The sequence below is a fragment of the Paenibacillus sp. A14 genome, from assembly GCF_036864815.1.
GTDB lineage: Bacteria > Bacillota > Bacilli > Paenibacillales > Paenibacillaceae > Fontibacillus > Fontibacillus sanfengchensis.
In genome coordinates, this window is sequence record NZ_JBAGJD010000023.1 from 17,207 (window position 1) to 34,148 (window position 16,942).

Below are 16,942 nucleotides of genomic sequence, written 5' to 3' on the forward strand. Positions count from 1 at the left end.
TAAGTAAAGTGCGACAGCAGCGGGACGCAAATCCCCCGAATAACCCCGAAAAAAGGCAAAAAGAGCCCGCATGATGGCAGGCTCCTCCGATAACTGTCGTTTTCTATTGTATGCTATGCTTTAACATTATATGATTAGATATTTCAATTGTAAATATAAGAGTGGAAAATTAAAGCCTAACGCCGGTCTATCCCGGGGCGGAAGAGGACCTCGACTTAGGTCTAGGTCTAAAAACCGTCCCCGGTCCGTTTTGAACAAACCGTATTCCACCTAAAATAGAGTCATAAGGTCGAACAAATGAGAGGCGGTGAAAAAAATGAAAACCAATCGGCCCAATGGTTTTGCGATCATCCTGATTGCCCTTGGCGTTTTGATTCTTTTGGGTAAATTGACCCCGTTCCTAGGCAGCCTTTTCGGACTGGTGATTTCGGTCGTGATGATCGCACTCGGCTATTACGGAATCCGGCGCGGCAATGCTTTCTTCGGATGGATCGTCCTGTTCTTCGGAGTGATTTCCCTGATTTCCAAACTGGCTTGGCTGATCGTACCGGTGCTGGGCATCGGATTGATCGTGTACGGAATCTCTTCCCTGCGGAGCAGACGTAGCTTCTGATATAGATTAAGACCATTATGAACAAGAATGACCGATAAGGTGTAGGAGGGATAGGAAGTCATGAGTGTATTTCGCCGAGTACGCGATATCACAGTTGCAACTTTAAACGAGCGGCTGGAGCAATCACAGGATCCGGTGCGGCTGATCGACCAGTTTCTGATCGAAACCCGCCAGGAGATCGCTGAGGCCGAAAAGCTGCATCATCAATATGCCGGTCATACCAAGCAATTGAAACATCAGGTGGACCAAGCGGCGATCATGCGGAACAAACGTGAAGAGCAAGCGCTGCTCGCTCTGAAAGCCGGAGAGGAACACCTCGCCAAGCTGGCGCTGCAAGAGAAGATGCTGTATGACGAGAAGATCGAACAATATTCCGAGCTTTATACGCAAAGCCTGGAATCGTTGCAGGAGTTGGAAAATCAGCTTCATGAGCTGAAGACCGAATATCAGGTCGTCTACAGCAAGCGCCAGTATTATTATGCCAGAATGGAAACGTTGCGGCTGCAGCAGCGGATGAATCAGCGGATGAGCGGCTACGGCATGCAGGACGTGCCGAAGATGTTCAACCGCCTGGAGGACCGGGTTTCCGATATGGAGTGGGAGGCTCGCAGCTTGCGCGATTTGCGGAAGGCGGGGCAGGATTTTGTCAACCAGGCCGGATCGGTCATTCAATCGACACTGGAACAGGAGCTCTCCCGTTTGAAGCAGAAGCTGAATAACAAAGGAGAGGAGTAACACGAATGGGTAGAATTTACCGCTCAAGACGGGATAGATGGATTAGCGGTCTGCTTGGCGGGCTGGGCGAATCCTTCGGAATCAGTTCCACGGCGCTGCGGATCCTGACGATCATCAGCGTGCCCTTTACGGGCGGAACAACCATCTTTATATACTTAATCGCCTCTTTGGTTATTTCCAAAGAGCCTTATGAACCGTTCGACCCTTATTTCAATCAGGGTTGGCAAGGGAATGGCGGGGCCGGCGGATATGGCGGTTTTGGCCCGAACCACATGGGGAATCCGGGCAATCCGGGGAACCCGGGTTATGGTTGCGGCCCTCGCCGGATGCCGAATCAACCGCCTTTTGCCAGCAACCCTTACCAGGCGAACAATCCGTACAGCAATGCCGGAATGAACGGATTCGGCGGCGGAGAAGCCTCGAATCTGGATTCCATGATGGAAGATATCGAGAAGAAAGCCATGAAAAAAGAATTGGAAGAACTGCGAAACAAACTGTCTAAATACGAGAAGGGAGAAGTGTAAACAATGGGAGTATTCAAAAGAATTAAAGATATTACGAAAGCATCGGTAAATGATCTGCTGGATAAGGTGGAAGATCCCATCGTGATGTTGAACCAATACCTGCGCGACATGGAGGCTGAAATCCGTGACGCCGAGGTGACGGTAGCCAAACAAATGGCGAACGAGCGCAGAATGAAACAGCGCCTGGATGAGGCGTTGCGCATTTCCGCCCAAAGAGAAGCGCAGGCCGAAGTGGCCCTCCGCAACGGTCAGGAAGAAGTGGCACGCAGACTGTTGGAGGAAAAGATTCACTACGATCAAAAGCAATCCGAATTCAGCGATCTGCACGCTCAATCCGAAGCGCAAGCCAATGAATTGAAGCAGCAGCTCCATGAAATGAAGGATGAATTCTACAAACTGCGCAACAAGCGGAACGAACTGGTGAGCCGTGCGCAAATGGCGAAGGCCAGAAAACAAATGTCGCAAATCAGCAGTCTGCATTCGATCGAAAGCGGCAACGCCTCGCTCGGATTCCACCGGATGGAGGAGAAAATCATGCAGATGGAGGCGGAAGCCGAAGTGGCCGGTGTCGTTTACCGCGGAACTTCGTCCCCTTCCTACGTCAGCCCGGCTGACGCTGAAAAGCAGTTGAAAGTGGATGCTCAGTTGGAGGCTTTGAAAGCCAAGCTGAGTCCTTCTGAAAAGCGCGAAGAAAGCGCGGAATAACAGCTACACGTCCGTGGGACAATGTGGTATGCTAGACCAGGGTAAAGCCATACGGTATGGATTCCATACCGTTATGGCTTTTCCAACTTATGAACCGGCAGGAGGTGCGGCATGGACACAAAGAAAAGGTTCTTGGCCATTGGATTGATCGGAATTGGCGTGTTGATGATTTTCGGCAAATGGCTGAGTTTTTTTACGATTGTCGCCCTCTTACTTTCGGCTTACGGCATCTATAAGATTCGCCAGGGGGAGGATACCCGCACCGGATATATTTTGCTTGCCGTGGGCGGGGGGCTTATCCTGCTGGACCACTTTATGCTGGTCGTGGCGATCTTGATGGTATCGCTGGGCCTCTATTACGCAAAAGTCCGTAAAACCCAACCGCACGGCAGTTATATTCAAAAGCAGAGCATTACCTCCAGTATTCACTGGGACCGCGACCCTTGGACGCTGCGGAATACGAGCATGTGGCATGTGCTTGGAGAGATCGACATCGACATGTCGCTGGCCATCACCGAGGGGCCTTACAGCATCCTGATGTTTCAAGGCGTTGTGGGGGACATTGACCTGGCGGTTTCGGAGGATTACGGCGTTGAGATCGAAGCGTTCGTCCTGTTCGGACAGATAGATTTCAGCAGGGACCGGGAGACGGGAATGCTGAACCGGCTGTATTGGAAATCACCGAATTATGAAGACCGCGAACATAAAGTAAAAATTATCATCTCCTATCTGGTCGGGGATGTTGATATACGATTAATTTAATGAGAGGAGGATCACCTTCGCATGAGAAACAGAAAGCCGCGGAACATGGTCTCCCGCAGTATGCGGGAGGGGATCCTTCTATGTTTTGTTTTGTTGGCCGTCATCGTATATACGCTTTATACATATGGTTATTTCGAACCCTCCGCCAACTGGAAGACGGGGATCAGCGCGGGCTTGACGCTGCTTACCTTGCTGCTGAGCGTCGGAGCGGCCTTCGGTTTTTTGCAGGGATACCGCCAGAAACGAAAGCTGGATCTGCTGCGCGACGCCCTGCTGCAATGGGAGAAGGGCAATCAGACCGGGACCGTGCCCAAGCTCGGCGACGATGAGATCGGCGGCCTGGGCGAACAGCTCGAGCGGATCGGCAAACGTTGGGAGGAGCAAGTCAGCTCGCTGCAGCGCCTTTCGACCCACAATGCGCAGTTGGCGGAGCAGGCCCGGTTATCGGCGATCGTGGAGGAGAGGCAGCGGCTGGCCCGCGAACTTCACGATGCGGTTTCCCAGCAGCTGTTTGCGATTTCCATGACGGCGACGGCGGTCGGAAGGACGCTTGAAAAGGATTTTGATAAGGCGCAGCGCCAAGTGGAACTGATCGAGGAAATGGCTTCGGTCGCCCAATCGGAGATGAGGGCCTTGCTCCTCCACTTGCGCCCGGTATATCTGGAAGGCAAAGAGCTGTCTCAAGGCTTGACCGAACTCGTCAAAGAGCTGAAAATGAAAGTGCCGATGGATCTCACGCTGGAAATGGACGAGGAACTGAATCTCGGGAAAGGGATCGAGAACCACTTGTTCCGTATTATCCAGGAGGCCATGTCCAATACGCTTCGGCACGCCAAAGCCGACAAGATGGAGATTCGCATCCACCGGAAAGGCGACGCGGTCAAGGTTACCCTGCGCGACAACGGGATCGGCTTCCAACTGGACGAGAAGAAACAGGCTTCCTATGGATTGTCGACCATGCAGGAGCGGGTCGGCGAAATCGGCGGGTCGATCCAGTTTATTACCGCTCCCGGCAAGGGGACGCGTATAGAAATTACGGTACCGCTATTGAATGAGGAAATAGGAGGTGACACTCAGCATGGAGATGGAAGAGGAGAAGATGATTAAAGTGCTGCTGGTGGATGACCACGAGATGGTCCGGATCGGGCTGGCCGCCGTGCTCGGCACCGAGGATGGGATCGAAGTCGTCGGGGAGGCCAGCAGCGGTGAGGAGGGCATCCGACTGGCCCAGGAGTACAAGCCGGATGTCGTCCTGATGGATCTGGTGATGGAAGGGATGGACGGCATCGAAACGACGCGCCAACTGCTGAAGCTCTATCCCGATTGCAAGGTGATCGTGCTGACCAGTTATCTGGATGACGAGAAGATGTATCCCGTCATTGAGGCGGGGGCCTTCAGTTACCTACTTAAAACCTCCCGCGCATCCGAAATTGCGGAAGCGATCCGCGCCGCGGTTCGGGGGCAATCCGTCTTGGAATCCCAGGTGGCTTCCAAGATGATGAACCGGTTCCGCCAGCCGAAACCGGAGACGCCGGCTCACGAAGAGTTGACCGACCGGGAAATGGATGTGCTCCGTCTGCTGGCGCAAGGCAAATCCAATCAGGATATCGCGGACGACCTGATTATCGGAATTAAGACGGTGAAGTTTCACGTCACGAATATCCTGGCCAAGCTGGGCGTCGAAGACCGTACGCAGGCGGCGATTTACGCTTACAAGAACGGCCTGGCCGAATAAAAGGAAAGTGGACCTATGGAGGAAATGGGTCCGCTTTTTTTGTTCGCTCTATTTGTCCGGGCGATAAGGAAGTATAAAAAGACCGCTAGCGGGGCATTCTGAAGCTAATGATAGATTACTAGATTAGCGGAGGGAATACGATGCAAAACTCGGGCGGCCTGCGGAACAAAGGAACGATGTGGATGGCGGGATGCGCCTTGCTGCTGCTGGTAGCGATGGCCGGCTTTTTCGGCCGCGGCGGGACAGCGGCGGTTCCTGTGGCCATCGGCGACGCTCCGGGAGCCGAACATTCCCCCGCCGCGGCCGCAGCCCAATGGGAGCAATTGCTTGAACTCGGCGCGGGGGCCGTGCGGGAGGATCTGAAAGGGACGGCAAAGTGGCAGGGAACTTGGCGGACGCTGCTATCGGCGGAGGAAGCGGCCGGTGCCTTGGCTTCCCGGCTGGGCTTGGGCGAAATCCGCGCAGAATCGGTTCAGGGCCGCACCGTCCACAAGGCAGCGGGGAACCCGCAAGGCATCGCTTCCGGCTTGACGTTAACCAGCCTCCCCGGGGAGGAAGAGAACGCATTTTATGTCGTGCTGAGAATGGAATCCCGGGGGGCTGAAGCCGCCCGGAAGATGCAGGAACGGATCGCGTTGAGCGGGGAATCGTTGGCGGATGAAGGTGTCCGTATTCAATGGAATGGCGCCCTGCAGGGGGAGATTAACCCGGGCTTGAAAGAAGGGGAAGGAGTGGAGTCGGCGGCGAAATATCCGCTTGGTGAAAGTCTTTCTATCCTGGAAAAAGGTAGCTGGCATGCATTAAATCTGACGGCGGTGGAAGATTATGAGGACGGAGGCACGGTCAGCCGCTCGTATGCCGTTCCGGATATGGCGATTTCCGTTCTTAGCGGCGGTCACCGGGTTTCCCTGCAGATGGCGGTTCATCGGAATGACTTGACCGGTCAGGAAGAGGTTTCGCTCGGCTCGCCGTTATTGACAGTTGAATATTAATGATGAAAAAATAAATATTTGATAAAAGTTAAATGAATTTTCTGAAATGCCTAGCATTTTTGCTATGAATATGATGGCATCATTTCGACGAATATGCTAAAATGACATCACATCCAGTGATGCCGTGTAAATTCATATCATTGGTGGGAATTTGAATAAATATTCACTATATTACATAGAAAGAAATGAGGAGCCATGGCTGAATTTGAAAATTTAGAATCACTGCAGACACCTGGAGCGGTATTTTTTATTTTTGGGGCAACCGGAGATTTAGCACGCCGTAAGCTCTTCCCTGCCATATATTCGTTATATCGCGAAGGTAAACTGGCTGAGGATTTCGCAGTGATCGGCGTTGCGCGCCGGCCGCGTACACAAGAAGAATTCCGGGATGACGTCCATCGCTCCATTCAGGAGTTTTGCCGGTATAAAGTCAAGGATGAGGCCGACTGGACACAGTTTGCCGAGCACTTTTCCTATAAGTCGCTGGATATCAACAATATCGATGGATACCATGAACTTCGGGAACTCACGGAAACGGTCGAGTCGCGCTTTGGTATTCCGGGCAACCGGCTGTTCTACCTCGCGCTCGCGCCCGAGCTGTTCGGCAGCGTATCCTTCAACCTGCAGAAAGGCGGCATGCTGAGCAGCGGCGGTTGGCATCGTCTGGTTATCGAGAAGCCGTTCGGCTATGATCTGCTCTCCGCCCAGAAGCTGAATGAAGAGCTGAACCAAGTATTCAAGGAAGAGGAAATTTACCGGATCGACCACTATCTCGGCAAAGAGATGGTTCAGAATATAGAAGTTATCCGCTTTGCGAACGCGTTCTTTGAGCCGCTTTGGAACAACAAGCATATCTCCAATGTTCAAATCACACTGAGCGAAACCGTCGGCGTTGAAGAGCGCGGTGGATATTACGATCACTCCGGCGCGTTGCGGGATATGGGGCAGAACCATATGCTGCAGATGCTGACGATGATCGCCATGGAACCGCCAAGCCGCTTGTTCCCGGAAGATATCCGGGACGAGAAGGTGAAGGTTCTCCGCTCCTTGCGGCCGTATGCTTCGGCTCAGGAAGTGAAGGAGAACGTCGTCCGCGGGCAGTACACGGAAGGTGAAGCAGGCGGCAAGAAGCTGCCGGGATACCGCCAAGAAGACAAGGTGGATCCGAATTCGAACACGGAGACCTATTTTGCGGCCAAGGTGTTCGTCGACAATTTCCGTTGGGCGGGTGTTCCGTTCTACATCCGTACCGGGAAACGCCTTCCGGTCAAAACGACGGAGGTTGTGGTAGAGTTCAAACAGATGCCGACGAACGTTTATCTCGGACAGAAACATAATCTCGAACCGAATCTGCTCGTCATCCGCGTCAATCCGATGGAAGGCATCTACATCAAGATCAACGCGAAGAAGCCCGGTTCGGATTCCAAGATCGAACCGCTGGCGATGGAATTTTGCCAAAGCTGCCAGGTCGGCATCAACTCGCCGGAAGCTTATGAGCGGCTGATCTACGACGCGGCGAACGGAGATTCCACATACTTTACCCGCTGGGATGAAGTGGCGACGGCCTGGGCTTTCGTCGACCGGATCGCTTCCGCTTGGGCGCAAAACCCGGCCGACATCAGCAAATATCCTGCCGGCTCCTGGGGGCCGAAGGAAGCCGATGAGCTGTTGACCAAAGACGGGTTCCACTGGTGGCCGGTGAACGGCCAGGAAGAGGACAATGTCGTTTGGATTAGACCTTAAAGATTTGTTATAGATATGTACGAGCCGTCTTCGAGCGATACGCCTGAAGACGGCTTTCTTTATGGCTTGACACAACAAATCAATCAATCGAACAAAGTGTTTCAACAATTAAAGCTGTGATTAAAAAGAAATCTTTTTTACTCACGATTTGATGTGATACAAAAGTTCAATAAACGGGTGCGTTTGTTGAACAAGAATGGAGTTTTAATTTGTTTTGCATCCTTTGGAGTTGGATTTGGAGTTGGTAGTGCGATCGGCACCTTGAGCCTGTAGATTTGCAGGATTTACTTAAAAGAGAAAATGACGGGATCCGGGCGGGTGAAGTGGCGTATGTTGAGTTAAAATGTGTTACAATAAGAGACGTGACTTTGTAGAAGCGAGAGGAAAGTGAGAATGAGCAAAGCATTGGAACAACTGCAGCAGGAAGTCGATAAACGCAGAACGTTTGCGATCATCTCCCACCCGGATGCCGGGAAAACGACGCTTACGGAGAAACTGCTTTTGTTTGGGGGAGCCATCCGTCTGGCCGGTTCGGTCAAAGCCCGGAAAGCTAGCAAGCATGCGACAAGCGACTGGATGGAAATCGAGAAGCAGCGGGGGATTTCCGTAACCTCTTCCGTGATGCAGTTTGATTATAAAGGACACCGCGTCAATATTTTGGATACGCCGGGTCACCAGGACTTCAGTGAAGATACGTACCGTACCCTGACGGCCGCGGACAGCGCCGTGATGCTGATCGACGTGGCCAAGGGTGTCGAGGCCCAGACGATCAAGCTTTTTCAGGTCTGTGCCAAGCGGGGGATTCCCATCTTCACCTTCATCAACAAGCTGGACCGCGAAGGCCGGAACCCATTCGAATTGATGGAGGAAATCGAGCAGGTGCTCGGCATCCGCTCCGTACCGATGAACTGGCCGATCGGCATGGGCCGGGAACTTTGCGGAGTGTACGACCGGATGAAGAATCAAGTGGAGCTGTTCCAAGGGGACGATCACTCAAACATCCAGGTGACGAAGGTGGAGAGTTACACGGACCCGGTTATTCGTGAGATGGCCGGCGAATATTTACATGACCAACTGTGCCAGGATGTAGAACTGCTTGATGTGGCGGGAGATCCGTTTGATCTGGAAAAAGTGAAGCGCGGCGAACTGACGCCGGTCTTTTTCGGCAGTGCGGTCAACAATTTCGGTGTTCAGACCTTCCTGGAGAACTTCCTGCAGCTTGCTCCGAAACCGGAGCCTCGGCGGAGTACGAACGGACTCGTGGAACCGACGAACGAGAAGTTCTCGGGCTACGTCTTCAAAATCCAGGCCAATATGAACCCGGCGCACCGTGACCGAATCGCTTTTCTGCGTATCGTTTCCGGGAAGTTCGAGCGCGGCATGTCCGTCAAGCACGTGCGGGCGGGCAAAGAGATCAAACTGTCCCAGCCGCAGCAATTCCTGGCCCAGGACCGGGATATCGTCAGCGAAGCTTACCCGGGCGATATTATCGGGCTGTTTGACCCGGGGATTTTCCGGATCGGCGATTCGCTCAGCCAGGGCAGTGAGGTCGTGTTCGATGAGCTTCCGACGTTCTCGCCGGAGATTTTTGCCAAAGTAACGGTGAAAAATGCCCTGAAGCATAAGCAGTATCAAAAGGGGATCGACCAGTTGACCGAAGAGGGGACGATTCAGGTGTTCACCACCGTCGGTTTTGAGGATACCTTGCTTGGCGTGGTCGGACAACTGCAGTTCGAAGTATTCGAATACCGGATGAAGGGCGAATACGGGGTGGACGTTCAACTACAGCGCATGCCTTTCCAATTTGCCCGCTGGATCGTTGCCGATAAGATCGACCCGTCGAAATTCCGTATCAACTCGACGCTCGTCAAAGACAAGAAGGGGAACTATGTCGCCTTGTTCGAGAATGAATATGCGATGCGCACGGCCATCGAAAAAAATCCGGACGCCCAGTTCCTCGAAACAGCGCCTTAAAAACACTTCAAAGTTTTTGCCGTCCGCAGGGGCGGCTTTTTTTGCCTTGAAAAGCAGGACGAGCCTTGAGTCGCCTATAGCGGCGGCAAAAGACTCGCTTGCTTAGCAAGGCAGTCTTATTTCAATGGCTTGAGGTCGGCCGCTTCGATCTGCTGCTTGAGCACGGACAGAAGCTCGTTCTGCCGGGCTGTGTCGATGTTCTTCCAGATTAGTTCAAAAACGGCGCCAAGTCCCGGAAGCGCGGCCTCCTGGGCATCGACCGAGCCTTCGATCATCTCCCGCAGCCCCTCTTCGCTCTGGCCGTGGATTTTGTGCATAATCGCCTCGCGCAAACTCATCGTAATGGATGGCACGAATTCTTTTCCCTCCTTGGTCATAGTTGTCCGTTGTTAATGTGCCCCTTACGGTCCGCGAAAATTCAAGTTTTCCGGGGAATATGATATACTATAGCAATCCATAAATGATTCGGGATGGTGAAAGCAGATCATGGCACATAAAGATAAGAAGCAATTTGCCGTCATCGGGATGGGGCGATTCGGTTTGAGCGTGGCCAAAGCGCTGAGCGGAATGGGCTTTGACGTCCTGGCGATCGATTCCGACGAACACCGCACCCAAGCGGTCTCCAATATCGTCACCCATGCGGTTACGGCCGACTCGACCGATGAGGAAGCGCTCCGCGCCCTTGGCGTCCGGAACTTCGACGTTGTGGTTGTTGCTATTGGGGAAGACATTCAATCCAGCATCCTGACCACCCTGATTTTGAAGGATATGGGTGGGCCGCTAATCGTGGTTAAAGCCCAGAATGAGCTACACGGCAAGGTGCTGAATAAAATCGGCGCCGATAAGGTCATTTTTCCGGAGCGGGATATGGGACTTCGGGTGGCCCACCATTTGACGTCTCCCAATGTGCTGGATTACATCGAGCTTTCCGACGAGTACAGCATCGTTGAATTGCGCGCCACCCGGGCGATGATCGGTCAGAACCTGAAGGAGCTGAACGTGCGGGCCCGTTTCGGCTGCAACGTGATGGCGATCAAGCACGGGACGAAAATGAACATTTCGCCTTCTTCCGCCGACCGTCTCTCCGAAGGAGATATTCTCGTTGTGGTTGGGGAGAAGAACGATTTGACGAAGATGGAATTGGCGTATGCGGAAGAGTAAATAATGAGAGACGGAAAATACCTGCAAAAGTGCAGTTTGTGGGAGCCGGGAGGTCTCAGTTCGCAAAAATGACCAATACCTGCATATTTGCATCTTTATTGCTCGAATTGGTTTTGACAGGGAAAAATACCTGCAGATTTGCAGGAATTCCCTTTGATCCGAGGGGAATGAAGGGCAAGCTGAAGATCAGTGGTTGTGAAGATCGGGATGAGCAGCGGACAGCGATTTTAATCTGAACAAAGGAATGAACCATTCATGCAGATACTGTCTCCGCAAAACGGCCGGGTCAAGGAATGGGCCGGGCTTCTGGAGAAAAAACATCGGGACAAGCAGGGCAAGTTTCTGATCGAGGGGATTCATCTCGTTCAGGAGGCGCTGGAGGCGGGGGCGGCCATCGAATGCGTCTGTTATGACGCGGAGGGCGGGATCCCCGCCGAACTGGCCCAGGCGGCCTCGGCCGGCCTGGACGTGGAGTGGATCGCCGTATCGGAGGCGGTCATCGCCAAATGCAGCGATACGAAGACGCCGCAGCCCGTGTTCGCCGTCGTGCGCAAGGCGGACGGTGGGGTGGGGCCGCTGCTCGGGCAGGCGAGCGGCCTGGTGGTGGTGCTGGACGGCGTGCAGGATCCCGGCAACGTCGGCACCGTTATCCGCACCGCCGACGCGGTCGGTGCGGACGGGGTGATCGTCGGCGCGGGCTGCGCCGACATTTACGGGCCCAAGGTGCTGCGCGCCACCATGGGCTCGATCTTTCACTTGCCGGTGGTCCACGGCAAGCTCGCGGAGCTGTTGCCGCAGGCGAAGAGCCGCGGCATCCGGCTCGCCGGAACGAGCCTCCAGGGGGCGGTCAACTGCTTCGCGTATGACTTTACCGGCCCGGTGTGGCTCTTGTTCGGCAGCGAAGGCAGCGGGCTCAGCCCGGAAGTCCGCGATCTGATGGACGACGGACTCATCATTCCGATGCGCGGACAGGCGGAGTCGCTGAACGTGGCGATGGCCGCCTCGGTGCTGCTGTACGAGGCGCTGCGGCAGCGGCATTTTTCAATCAACAATTCCCGCTAACGTTCGACTCACTAACCCTCAGTATAAATAATGTCTATAAACACACCAAAGACTGGCAGAAGATCAATCCTCACCTCGATCTTTCCCCAGTCTTTTTCTCTGCCTTTTCAAGCCCTTTCCCCATTTATTATGGTAGGGTTTGCTGCCCTTGACCTGCAACTAATTGTTTGGTTCGAATTAAAGGGAATTCTTCCCGTTAATTTGGTGCGTATGCGGCTGCAGAGGGGAATTAGCTGGAAAACCTCCTGCTAATTCGCCTGAAATTGCGTATATCGGCAATAGGGCTGCGAAATAGATGGAGCTTTTCCAGCTAAATCCGATCGATGAGCCAAGAGCGGTACATTAAAGGGAGATTTTCCCGTTAATGATATAGACTCCGACGGTGGGGCTTTATATCTACAATTGTGGATGTTGGCAACCGTATCTCCGAAACCATTTCATATCCTTAGAACGGCCCAATCCGATTTTTTTAGAACATAGCTTTGGTATCATGCGGGAATGAAAGGCCAGTGAAGCCAGTGATCTGATCGATGAGATTTTTGTTAATGTTAAAAACTCGATATGGCTTCCTCGGCAGGACTTTGATTATATGAGTATATACGCATTGGAGTAACCCTGAACTCTCAATCGTTTTTAATTTCTAAAAATTATATCAGTTGAAGAGGAAGGTTGATAGCGCATGGCCCTGAAAACGGAAAGACTCATTGTCCGTAAATTTCACGATGCGTATCAATATGCCATTTTGAATGAAGAGCGGAAGTTTACTTCTAACAGGTTGGATTAGGGAGTTAAATCTTACAGGTGGTGGCCTAATGAAGTATTTCATAACGGATTTACATGGTGAGTATAAAGGGCTGGAGTTATTGCTAAAACATGCTGAAATTGATTTTGCAACGGACCAACTTGTTATTGGCGGCGACATGATTAACCGGGGGAAGGAAAGCGGCAGGGTAATCAAAAAGCTAAAGGATTTGGTTGATGAATACCCCAAAAATGTATTTGCTCTGATTGGAAATCATGAAGAAATGATGCGGAATTATTACCGGAATGGAGAAACCCTTTGGCTGTCTCATGGAGGAAAAGATACGATTAGGGATCTTGAGAAGACCTTCCCGAATCAGGCAAAAAGAAAGGAATATAACCCGAAACAAACTTGTGGTGCATGGTCATTCGCCCGTCGAGCTGATTTATTTTGATGGAGTGCGACTGAATTGCGATTTGGGTTCAAATACATACTCGGTTATGGAAGAACGGGGACTCTGTTTGATGGAACTGGATCGGATGATCTATTATGTTTATAAGCAATCTACAGGGAAGATCGAGGAGAGGAAAGTTATACGATATTAGAGGATCATTGCGGGCTCACAGGGGGCTTACTACAGAAGAGAAGGCTTTCCTCTCTATACAAAACAAAAGACGCTTATACTGGGAGGGCTTGTCCAGATAAGCGTCTTTTGTTTACACAAATTACCTATACTGTTCAAGATGAAGTAAGCGCTCCCGATGCAAAATATCAGTGTTCATTCCCCCGTTAGAATTCAGTACCCTACACCATGACCATTAGTAGTGATATCAGTTTTGGTAGGGTTTCCGACAGGAGTAAGACCAATAACAGCTGGGGTTACAGCGAAAATAACAAAGTTACACAGGGCTACCAATACAACCAGTTTCTTTTTCATTTTGTTTTTGCACCTCGCCAATTAATTTTTTGTACCGAAATTTTGCCTCTTCAGTTGCGAAATCCCGGTATTGTTCAAACAGCCCTACACATTTAAGCATATCGTGTTCGCTGCGAATTTCAATAGCAAATGCAAAACTATCCAAAATATATTTTAGTCCAAAATCAAGGTTGTTTTTCTTCAAATAATAGACTCCAAGGCCCGATAACAAGCTGACAAATCGGTCATTCGTATAATGCAAGCTATTTTTCCCGATACGACATTGTTGTTCTTGATGCTTTAAAAAGGACTCGTACTGTTCAAGTACAGAATCGATGTTGATATCGAATTTGTTAGCTGCAATCACTATCTCGCATAGGGCAAAAAACACTTCATTTTCTCTGGTGGAGATATACTTCGCATACTCCGGTAGAACCCCGACTTCGCCGGACATCAGCTGATACAGGTAACGATTCCCCTCAGCCCATTCCCGAAACTGTTGGATCACACCCATTTCAATGTCAGTGGGATCTTTTACCCAATCGCAGAGTGCATACAGTGAAACATAGCGCAGCGCATCCTCATATCTGCCAAATTGATAATGCGTTTCGCCTAATATTAAGTAGGCATACATAATATAAAAAATAATCGGCTTCTTGATTTCCGGCGATTTCTTACTACCGTTCAACTCATAGTGAAGCGTTGCTTTGACTTTCAGTTTCTCCGCCAGTTCCGCTACCTTATCCCAACGACGAAGAGAAGCAAACACATTGATCAATTCATTTAGCGCGTCTAGTTGATAGGGTTCTTCAAGCCGATCAATAAAATATTCAAAATGGGAAGCCAGTAACAAATTTTTGTTTTGGTCTTTGGACAAACCCAACGTAAATAAACGGTATTGACAAAGAGCCAGCCGCTCGGAATGCTGTTTCTGTTCACCTTCCGCAACCAACTCGTAAAGTATGACAGCCGCGTCCCGCTTTCCCTCTTTAAAAAGCTGTTCAGCCAGGTTAAACAGCAGTGGTATATAAGAAAGGTTATCCATCATCAGCCTAACCACTTGCTGAATACAATCGAGCTTATTCAAACTGGCGCAACGCTGCAAAAACGGACCGAGCCTCCGCCAATCCGGGTTGGCCTGGTAGAAGCATTCATCAATATACATCTCATAGAAATATCCTTCGGGAAGTCTCATTCCCGCAGTTAGCCGGTCGAGCTGCTGCATAGCAATGGGGCGATGACCATTGATAATCCCGCTTAACGTTCCGGTATTAATTTGCGTCAGTTCGGAAAATTGATTTAACGTCATACTATTCCTTTTTAAATAATCTTCCATCTGACTACGGATCGTTGTCAGTCCGGTTTCCATCGTTTTCAATCGATCACCTCCTTTGCTCATATATGGAATATACTACCATTACAACTCTATATTATAGATAAATTAAACGATGGTCAATAGATACTACGGAAAATTCTGTAATAAGCAAATAGTCAAACAGCTTTATTTATCGCTGCAAACTTTGGCCGTTGGTGGAAATAACCTCCTTATACCAGTTGAATGATTTTTTGCGGTAGCGGTTCAGGCTTCCGGTCCCGTCATCATTGCGGTCTACATAAATAAAGCCGTACCGTTTGCTCATTTGGGCGGTTGAAGCGCTGACCAAATCGATGCAGCCCCATGCGGTATAGCCCATGACTTCGATCCCGTCCTCCAGGGCTTCGCCCACTTGGACCAGGTGATCGTTCAAATATTGAATCCGGTAATCGTCCTCCACCGTCGGGATGCCGTTCTCGTCCGCGATGAGCTCGTCCTTGGCCCCGAGTCCGTTTTCCACGATAAACAGAGGCTTTTGGTAACGGTCGTAGAACATGTTCAGCACATAACGCAAACCTTTGGGGTCAATTTGCCATCCCCATTCGCTTGCTTGCAAGTAAGGATTGGTTACGCCGCCTAACAGGTTGCCTTCGGAACTTTTACGCTGCTCCGTATCCGCCGTTTCGCAGATGCTGACATAGTAACTGAAGGAAATAAAGTCTACCGTATGCTTTAAAATCTCCAAGTCGCCGGGCTCCATTTGAATCGAAATCCCATTCTCGCGGAAATAGCGTTTCATGTACCCGGGATAACTGCCTCTGGCCTGGACGTCGGCAAAGAAATAATTTTTGTGCTCGGATTCCATGGCCGCGATGACATCATCCGGGTTAGGCGTAAGCGGGTAGGTCGGCATACTTAGGACCATACAGCCGATTTTTGCGTCAGGCATCATTTCGTGCCCGATTTTGACGGCCAGCGCGCTGGCGACAAATTCGTGGTGAACGGCTTGATACAGGTCCTGCTTGCTCAGCTCCTGTTTTGGGGTATAAATGCCTCCGCTTAAAAACGGTTCTTCCAAAATAGAGTTGATCTCATTAAAGGTCAGCCAGTACTTTACCTTGTTTTTGTAGCGGTCAAACACCGTTCGCGCGTAACGTTCATAAAAGCCGATCAGTTTCCGGTTTACCCAACCGTTATACTGCTTGGACAGATGCAGCGGTGTTTCATAGTGGGAGAGGGTAACAAGCGGCTCAATCCCGTATTTGAGGCATTCGTCAAAAAGATCGTCGTAAAACTTCAGGCCTTGTTCGTTCGGCTCGAGGTCATCACCATTCGGAAAAATTCTTGACCAGGCGATGGAGGTCCTGAATACTGTAAAGCCCATTTCGACAAAAAGCCGGATATCTTCCTTGTAGCGATGATAAAAGTCGATGCCGACCAGCTTCAGGTTGTCTTTGGTAGGGAATTCGGTAATAGGGCCCTTAACTCCCCTCGGGGCAACATCCTGCGTAGATAACCCCTTGCCGTCCTCGTTGTAGGCCCCTTCACATTGATTGGCGGCGACGGCGCCGCCCCACAGAAATCCATCCGGGAATCGGATACTCATGATTGTCCACCTTCCTTGTTCATATAATCATTAGGGTAAACGGAATGGAGTACTGTCATGCATGCCTAAGGAGAGAAACAAAGAAGAGAGCATGTCATTGCTCTGTGGGAAAACAGGGGGGAGCTCAGACAGCGGCGCCGAGCGCACTTCCAATACTTCCAACTCCAAAAGATGCAAATCTGCAGGTATTTAGTTCGATCCACGAGGGGATGCGTAAAAAGATGCAAATCCTCTAAGGCCCCCTAATTAAACTGGAGTCTCCCTACCCAATAATTTAAACTTAGAATAAAGGGAGATGATCGGTATGGGAAAAAGGTTGAACGAAGAAAAACGTTTAAAAGTTGTGAAAGAAGCGAT

The 16,942-nt window shown here is 50.9% G+C and carries 16 protein-coding genes; 13 read left to right on the forward strand and 3 right to left on the reverse strand.

The window, feature by feature from the left end:
• The first annotated feature begins 316 nt into the window (after nt 1–316).
• The 10 genes from V4U88_RS26395 to V4U88_RS26440 all read left to right on the forward strand — a co-directional run bounded on the left by V4U88_RS26395 (nt 317) and on the right by V4U88_RS26440 (nt 9,783).
• The gene (locus tag V4U88_RS26395) at nt 317–613 is read left to right on the forward strand and encodes a LiaF transmembrane domain-containing protein (protein ID WP_334076158.1); all 297 of its coding nucleotides are present in this window, start codon (nt 317–319) and stop codon (nt 611–613) included.
• 60 nt (nt 614–673) lie between these two features.
• Nucleotides 674–1,348 (forward strand): PspA/IM30 family protein, encoded by a 675-nt coding sequence (locus tag V4U88_RS26400; RefSeq protein WP_334076159.1) that lies wholly within the window; start codon nt 674–676, stop codon nt 1,346–1,348.
• Between the two features lie 5 nt (nt 1,349–1,353).
• A complete protein-coding gene (locus tag V4U88_RS26405) occupies nt 1,354–1,872 on the forward strand; it encodes a PspC domain-containing protein (protein WP_334076160.1) in 519 nt (172 codons plus the stop codon).
• Between the two features lie 3 nt (nt 1,873–1,875).
• Nucleotides 1,876–2,577, forward strand: coding sequence for a PspA/IM30 family protein (locus V4U88_RS26410; RefSeq protein ID WP_334076161.1), 702 nt, complete (start codon nt 1,876–1,878; stop codon nt 2,575–2,577).
• Nucleotides 2,578–2,688: 111 nt separating this feature from the next.
• The gene (gene liaF, locus V4U88_RS26415) at nt 2,689–3,339 is read left to right on the forward strand and encodes a cell wall-active antibiotics response protein LiaF (RefSeq protein ID WP_334076162.1); all 651 of its coding nucleotides are present in this window, start codon (nt 2,689–2,691) and stop codon (nt 3,337–3,339) included.
• Between the two features lie 21 nt (nt 3,340–3,360).
• A complete protein-coding gene (locus V4U88_RS26420) occupies nt 3,361–4,446 on the forward strand; it encodes a sensor histidine kinase (protein ID WP_334076163.1) in 1,086 nt (361 codons plus the stop codon).
• Nucleotides 4,424–5,074 (forward strand): response regulator, encoded by a 651-nt coding sequence (locus V4U88_RS26425; protein ID WP_442951913.1) that lies wholly within the window; start codon nt 4,424–4,426, stop codon nt 5,072–5,074. Before V4U88_RS26420 ends, V4U88_RS26425 begins: the two co-directional genes overlap by 23 nt.
• Nucleotides 5,075–5,214: 140 nt before the next feature.
• The gene (locus V4U88_RS26430) at nt 5,215–6,066 is read left to right on the forward strand and encodes a YwmB family TATA-box binding protein (RefSeq protein WP_334076165.1); all 852 of its coding nucleotides are present in this window, start codon (nt 5,215–5,217) and stop codon (nt 6,064–6,066) included.
• A gap of 195 nt (nt 6,067–6,261) precedes the next feature.
• Nucleotides 6,262–7,809, forward strand: coding sequence for a glucose-6-phosphate dehydrogenase (gene zwf, locus V4U88_RS26435; RefSeq protein ID WP_334076166.1), 1,548 nt, complete (start codon nt 6,262–6,264; stop codon nt 7,807–7,809).
• A 393-nt stretch (nt 7,810–8,202) separates the two neighbouring features.
• Complete coding sequence (locus tag V4U88_RS26440) at nt 8,203–9,783, forward strand: peptide chain release factor 3 (protein ID WP_334076167.1); 1,581 nt, start codon at nt 8,203–8,205, stop codon at nt 9,781–9,783.
• Between the two features lie 116 nt (nt 9,784–9,899).
• On the opposite strand, the gene sspI is transcribed toward V4U88_RS26440, so the two are convergent.
• Entirely contained in the window at nt 9,900–10,136 is a 237-nt protein-coding gene (gene sspI / locus V4U88_RS26445) for a small acid-soluble spore protein SspI (protein WP_416367303.1), read from the reverse strand.
• Between the two features lie 133 nt (nt 10,137–10,269).
• Between sspI and V4U88_RS26450 the strand changes: the two genes are divergently transcribed.
• The 3 genes from V4U88_RS26450 (at nt 10,270) to V4U88_RS26460 (ending at nt 13,202) form a co-directional block, all read left to right on the forward strand.
• Nucleotides 10,270–10,944 carry a potassium channel family protein gene (locus V4U88_RS26450; protein WP_334076168.1) on the forward strand — a complete coding sequence of 225 codons (675 nt, stop codon included), beginning with the start codon at nt 10,270–10,272 and terminating at the stop codon, nt 10,942–10,944.
• A 255-nt stretch (nt 10,945–11,199) separates the two neighbouring features.
• Complete coding sequence (locus tag V4U88_RS26455; RefSeq protein ID WP_334076169.1) at nt 11,200–12,006, forward strand: TrmH family RNA methyltransferase; 807 nt, start codon at nt 11,200–11,202, stop codon at nt 12,004–12,006.
• Nucleotides 12,007–12,818: 812 nt separating this feature from the next.
• Nucleotides 12,819–13,202: a metallophosphoesterase gene (locus tag V4U88_RS26460; protein WP_334076170.1), complete on the forward strand. Its 384-nt coding sequence runs from the start codon at nt 12,819–12,821 to the stop codon at nt 13,200–13,202.
• Between the two features lie 445 nt (nt 13,203–13,647).
• Here V4U88_RS26460 and V4U88_RS26465 read toward each other — a convergent pair whose 3' ends face one another.
• Nucleotides 13,648–15,033, reverse strand: coding sequence for a helix-turn-helix transcriptional regulator (locus tag V4U88_RS26465; RefSeq protein ID WP_334076174.1), 1,386 nt, complete (start codon nt 15,031–15,033; stop codon nt 13,648–13,650).
• A gap of 136 nt (nt 15,034–15,169) precedes the next feature.
• Nucleotides 15,170–16,585 carry a glycoside hydrolase family 1 protein gene (locus V4U88_RS26470; protein WP_334076171.1) on the reverse strand — a complete coding sequence of 472 codons (1,416 nt, stop codon included), beginning with the start codon at nt 16,583–16,585 and terminating at the stop codon, nt 15,170–15,172.
• Between the last annotated feature and the right edge of the window lie 357 nt (nt 16,586–16,942).

Bases quoted from the DNA above. Each gene is read 5' to 3' on its own strand.
- V4U88_RS26395 (WP_334076158.1), top strand. From the start codon at position 317: ATGAAAACCAATCGGCCCAATGGTTTTGCGATCATCCTGATTGCCCTT.
- V4U88_RS26400 (WP_334076159.1), top strand. From the start codon at position 674: ATGAGTGTATTTCGCCGAGTACGCGATATCACAGTTGCAACTTTAAAC.
- V4U88_RS26405 (WP_334076160.1), top strand. From the start codon at position 1,354: ATGGGTAGAATTTACCGCTCAAGACGGGATAGATGGATTAGCGGTCTG.
- V4U88_RS26410 (WP_334076161.1), top strand. From the start codon at position 1,876: ATGGGAGTATTCAAAAGAATTAAAGATATTACGAAAGCATCGGTAAAT.
- liaF (WP_334076162.1), top strand. From the start codon at position 2,689: ATGGACACAAAGAAAAGGTTCTTGGCCATTGGATTGATCGGAATTGGC.
- V4U88_RS26420 (WP_334076163.1), top strand. From the start codon at position 3,361: ATGAGAAACAGAAAGCCGCGGAACATGGTCTCCCGCAGTATGCGGGAG.
- V4U88_RS26425 (WP_442951913.1), top strand. From the start codon at position 4,424: ATGGAAGAGGAGAAGATGATTAAAGTGCTGCTGGTGGATGACCACGAG.
- V4U88_RS26430 (WP_334076165.1), top strand. From the start codon at position 5,215: ATGCAAAACTCGGGCGGCCTGCGGAACAAAGGAACGATGTGGATGGCG.
- zwf (WP_334076166.1), top strand. From the start codon at position 6,262: ATGGCTGAATTTGAAAATTTAGAATCACTGCAGACACCTGGAGCGGTA.
- V4U88_RS26440 (WP_334076167.1), top strand. From the start codon at position 8,203: ATGAGCAAAGCATTGGAACAACTGCAGCAGGAAGTCGATAAACGCAGA.
- V4U88_RS26450 (WP_334076168.1), top strand. From the start codon at position 10,270: ATGGCACATAAAGATAAGAAGCAATTTGCCGTCATCGGGATGGGGCGA.
- V4U88_RS26455 (WP_334076169.1), top strand. From the start codon at position 11,200: ATGCAGATACTGTCTCCGCAAAACGGCCGGGTCAAGGAATGGGCCGGG.
- V4U88_RS26460 (WP_334076170.1), top strand. From the start codon at position 12,819: ATGAAGTATTTCATAACGGATTTACATGGTGAGTATAAAGGGCTGGAG.
- V4U88_RS26465 (WP_334076174.1), bottom strand. From the start codon at position 15,033: ATGGAAACCGGACTGACAACGATCCGTAGTCAGATGGAAGATTATTTA.
- V4U88_RS26470 (WP_334076171.1), bottom strand. From the start codon at position 16,585: ATGAGTATCCGATTCCCGGATGGATTTCTGTGGGGCGGCGCCGTCGCC.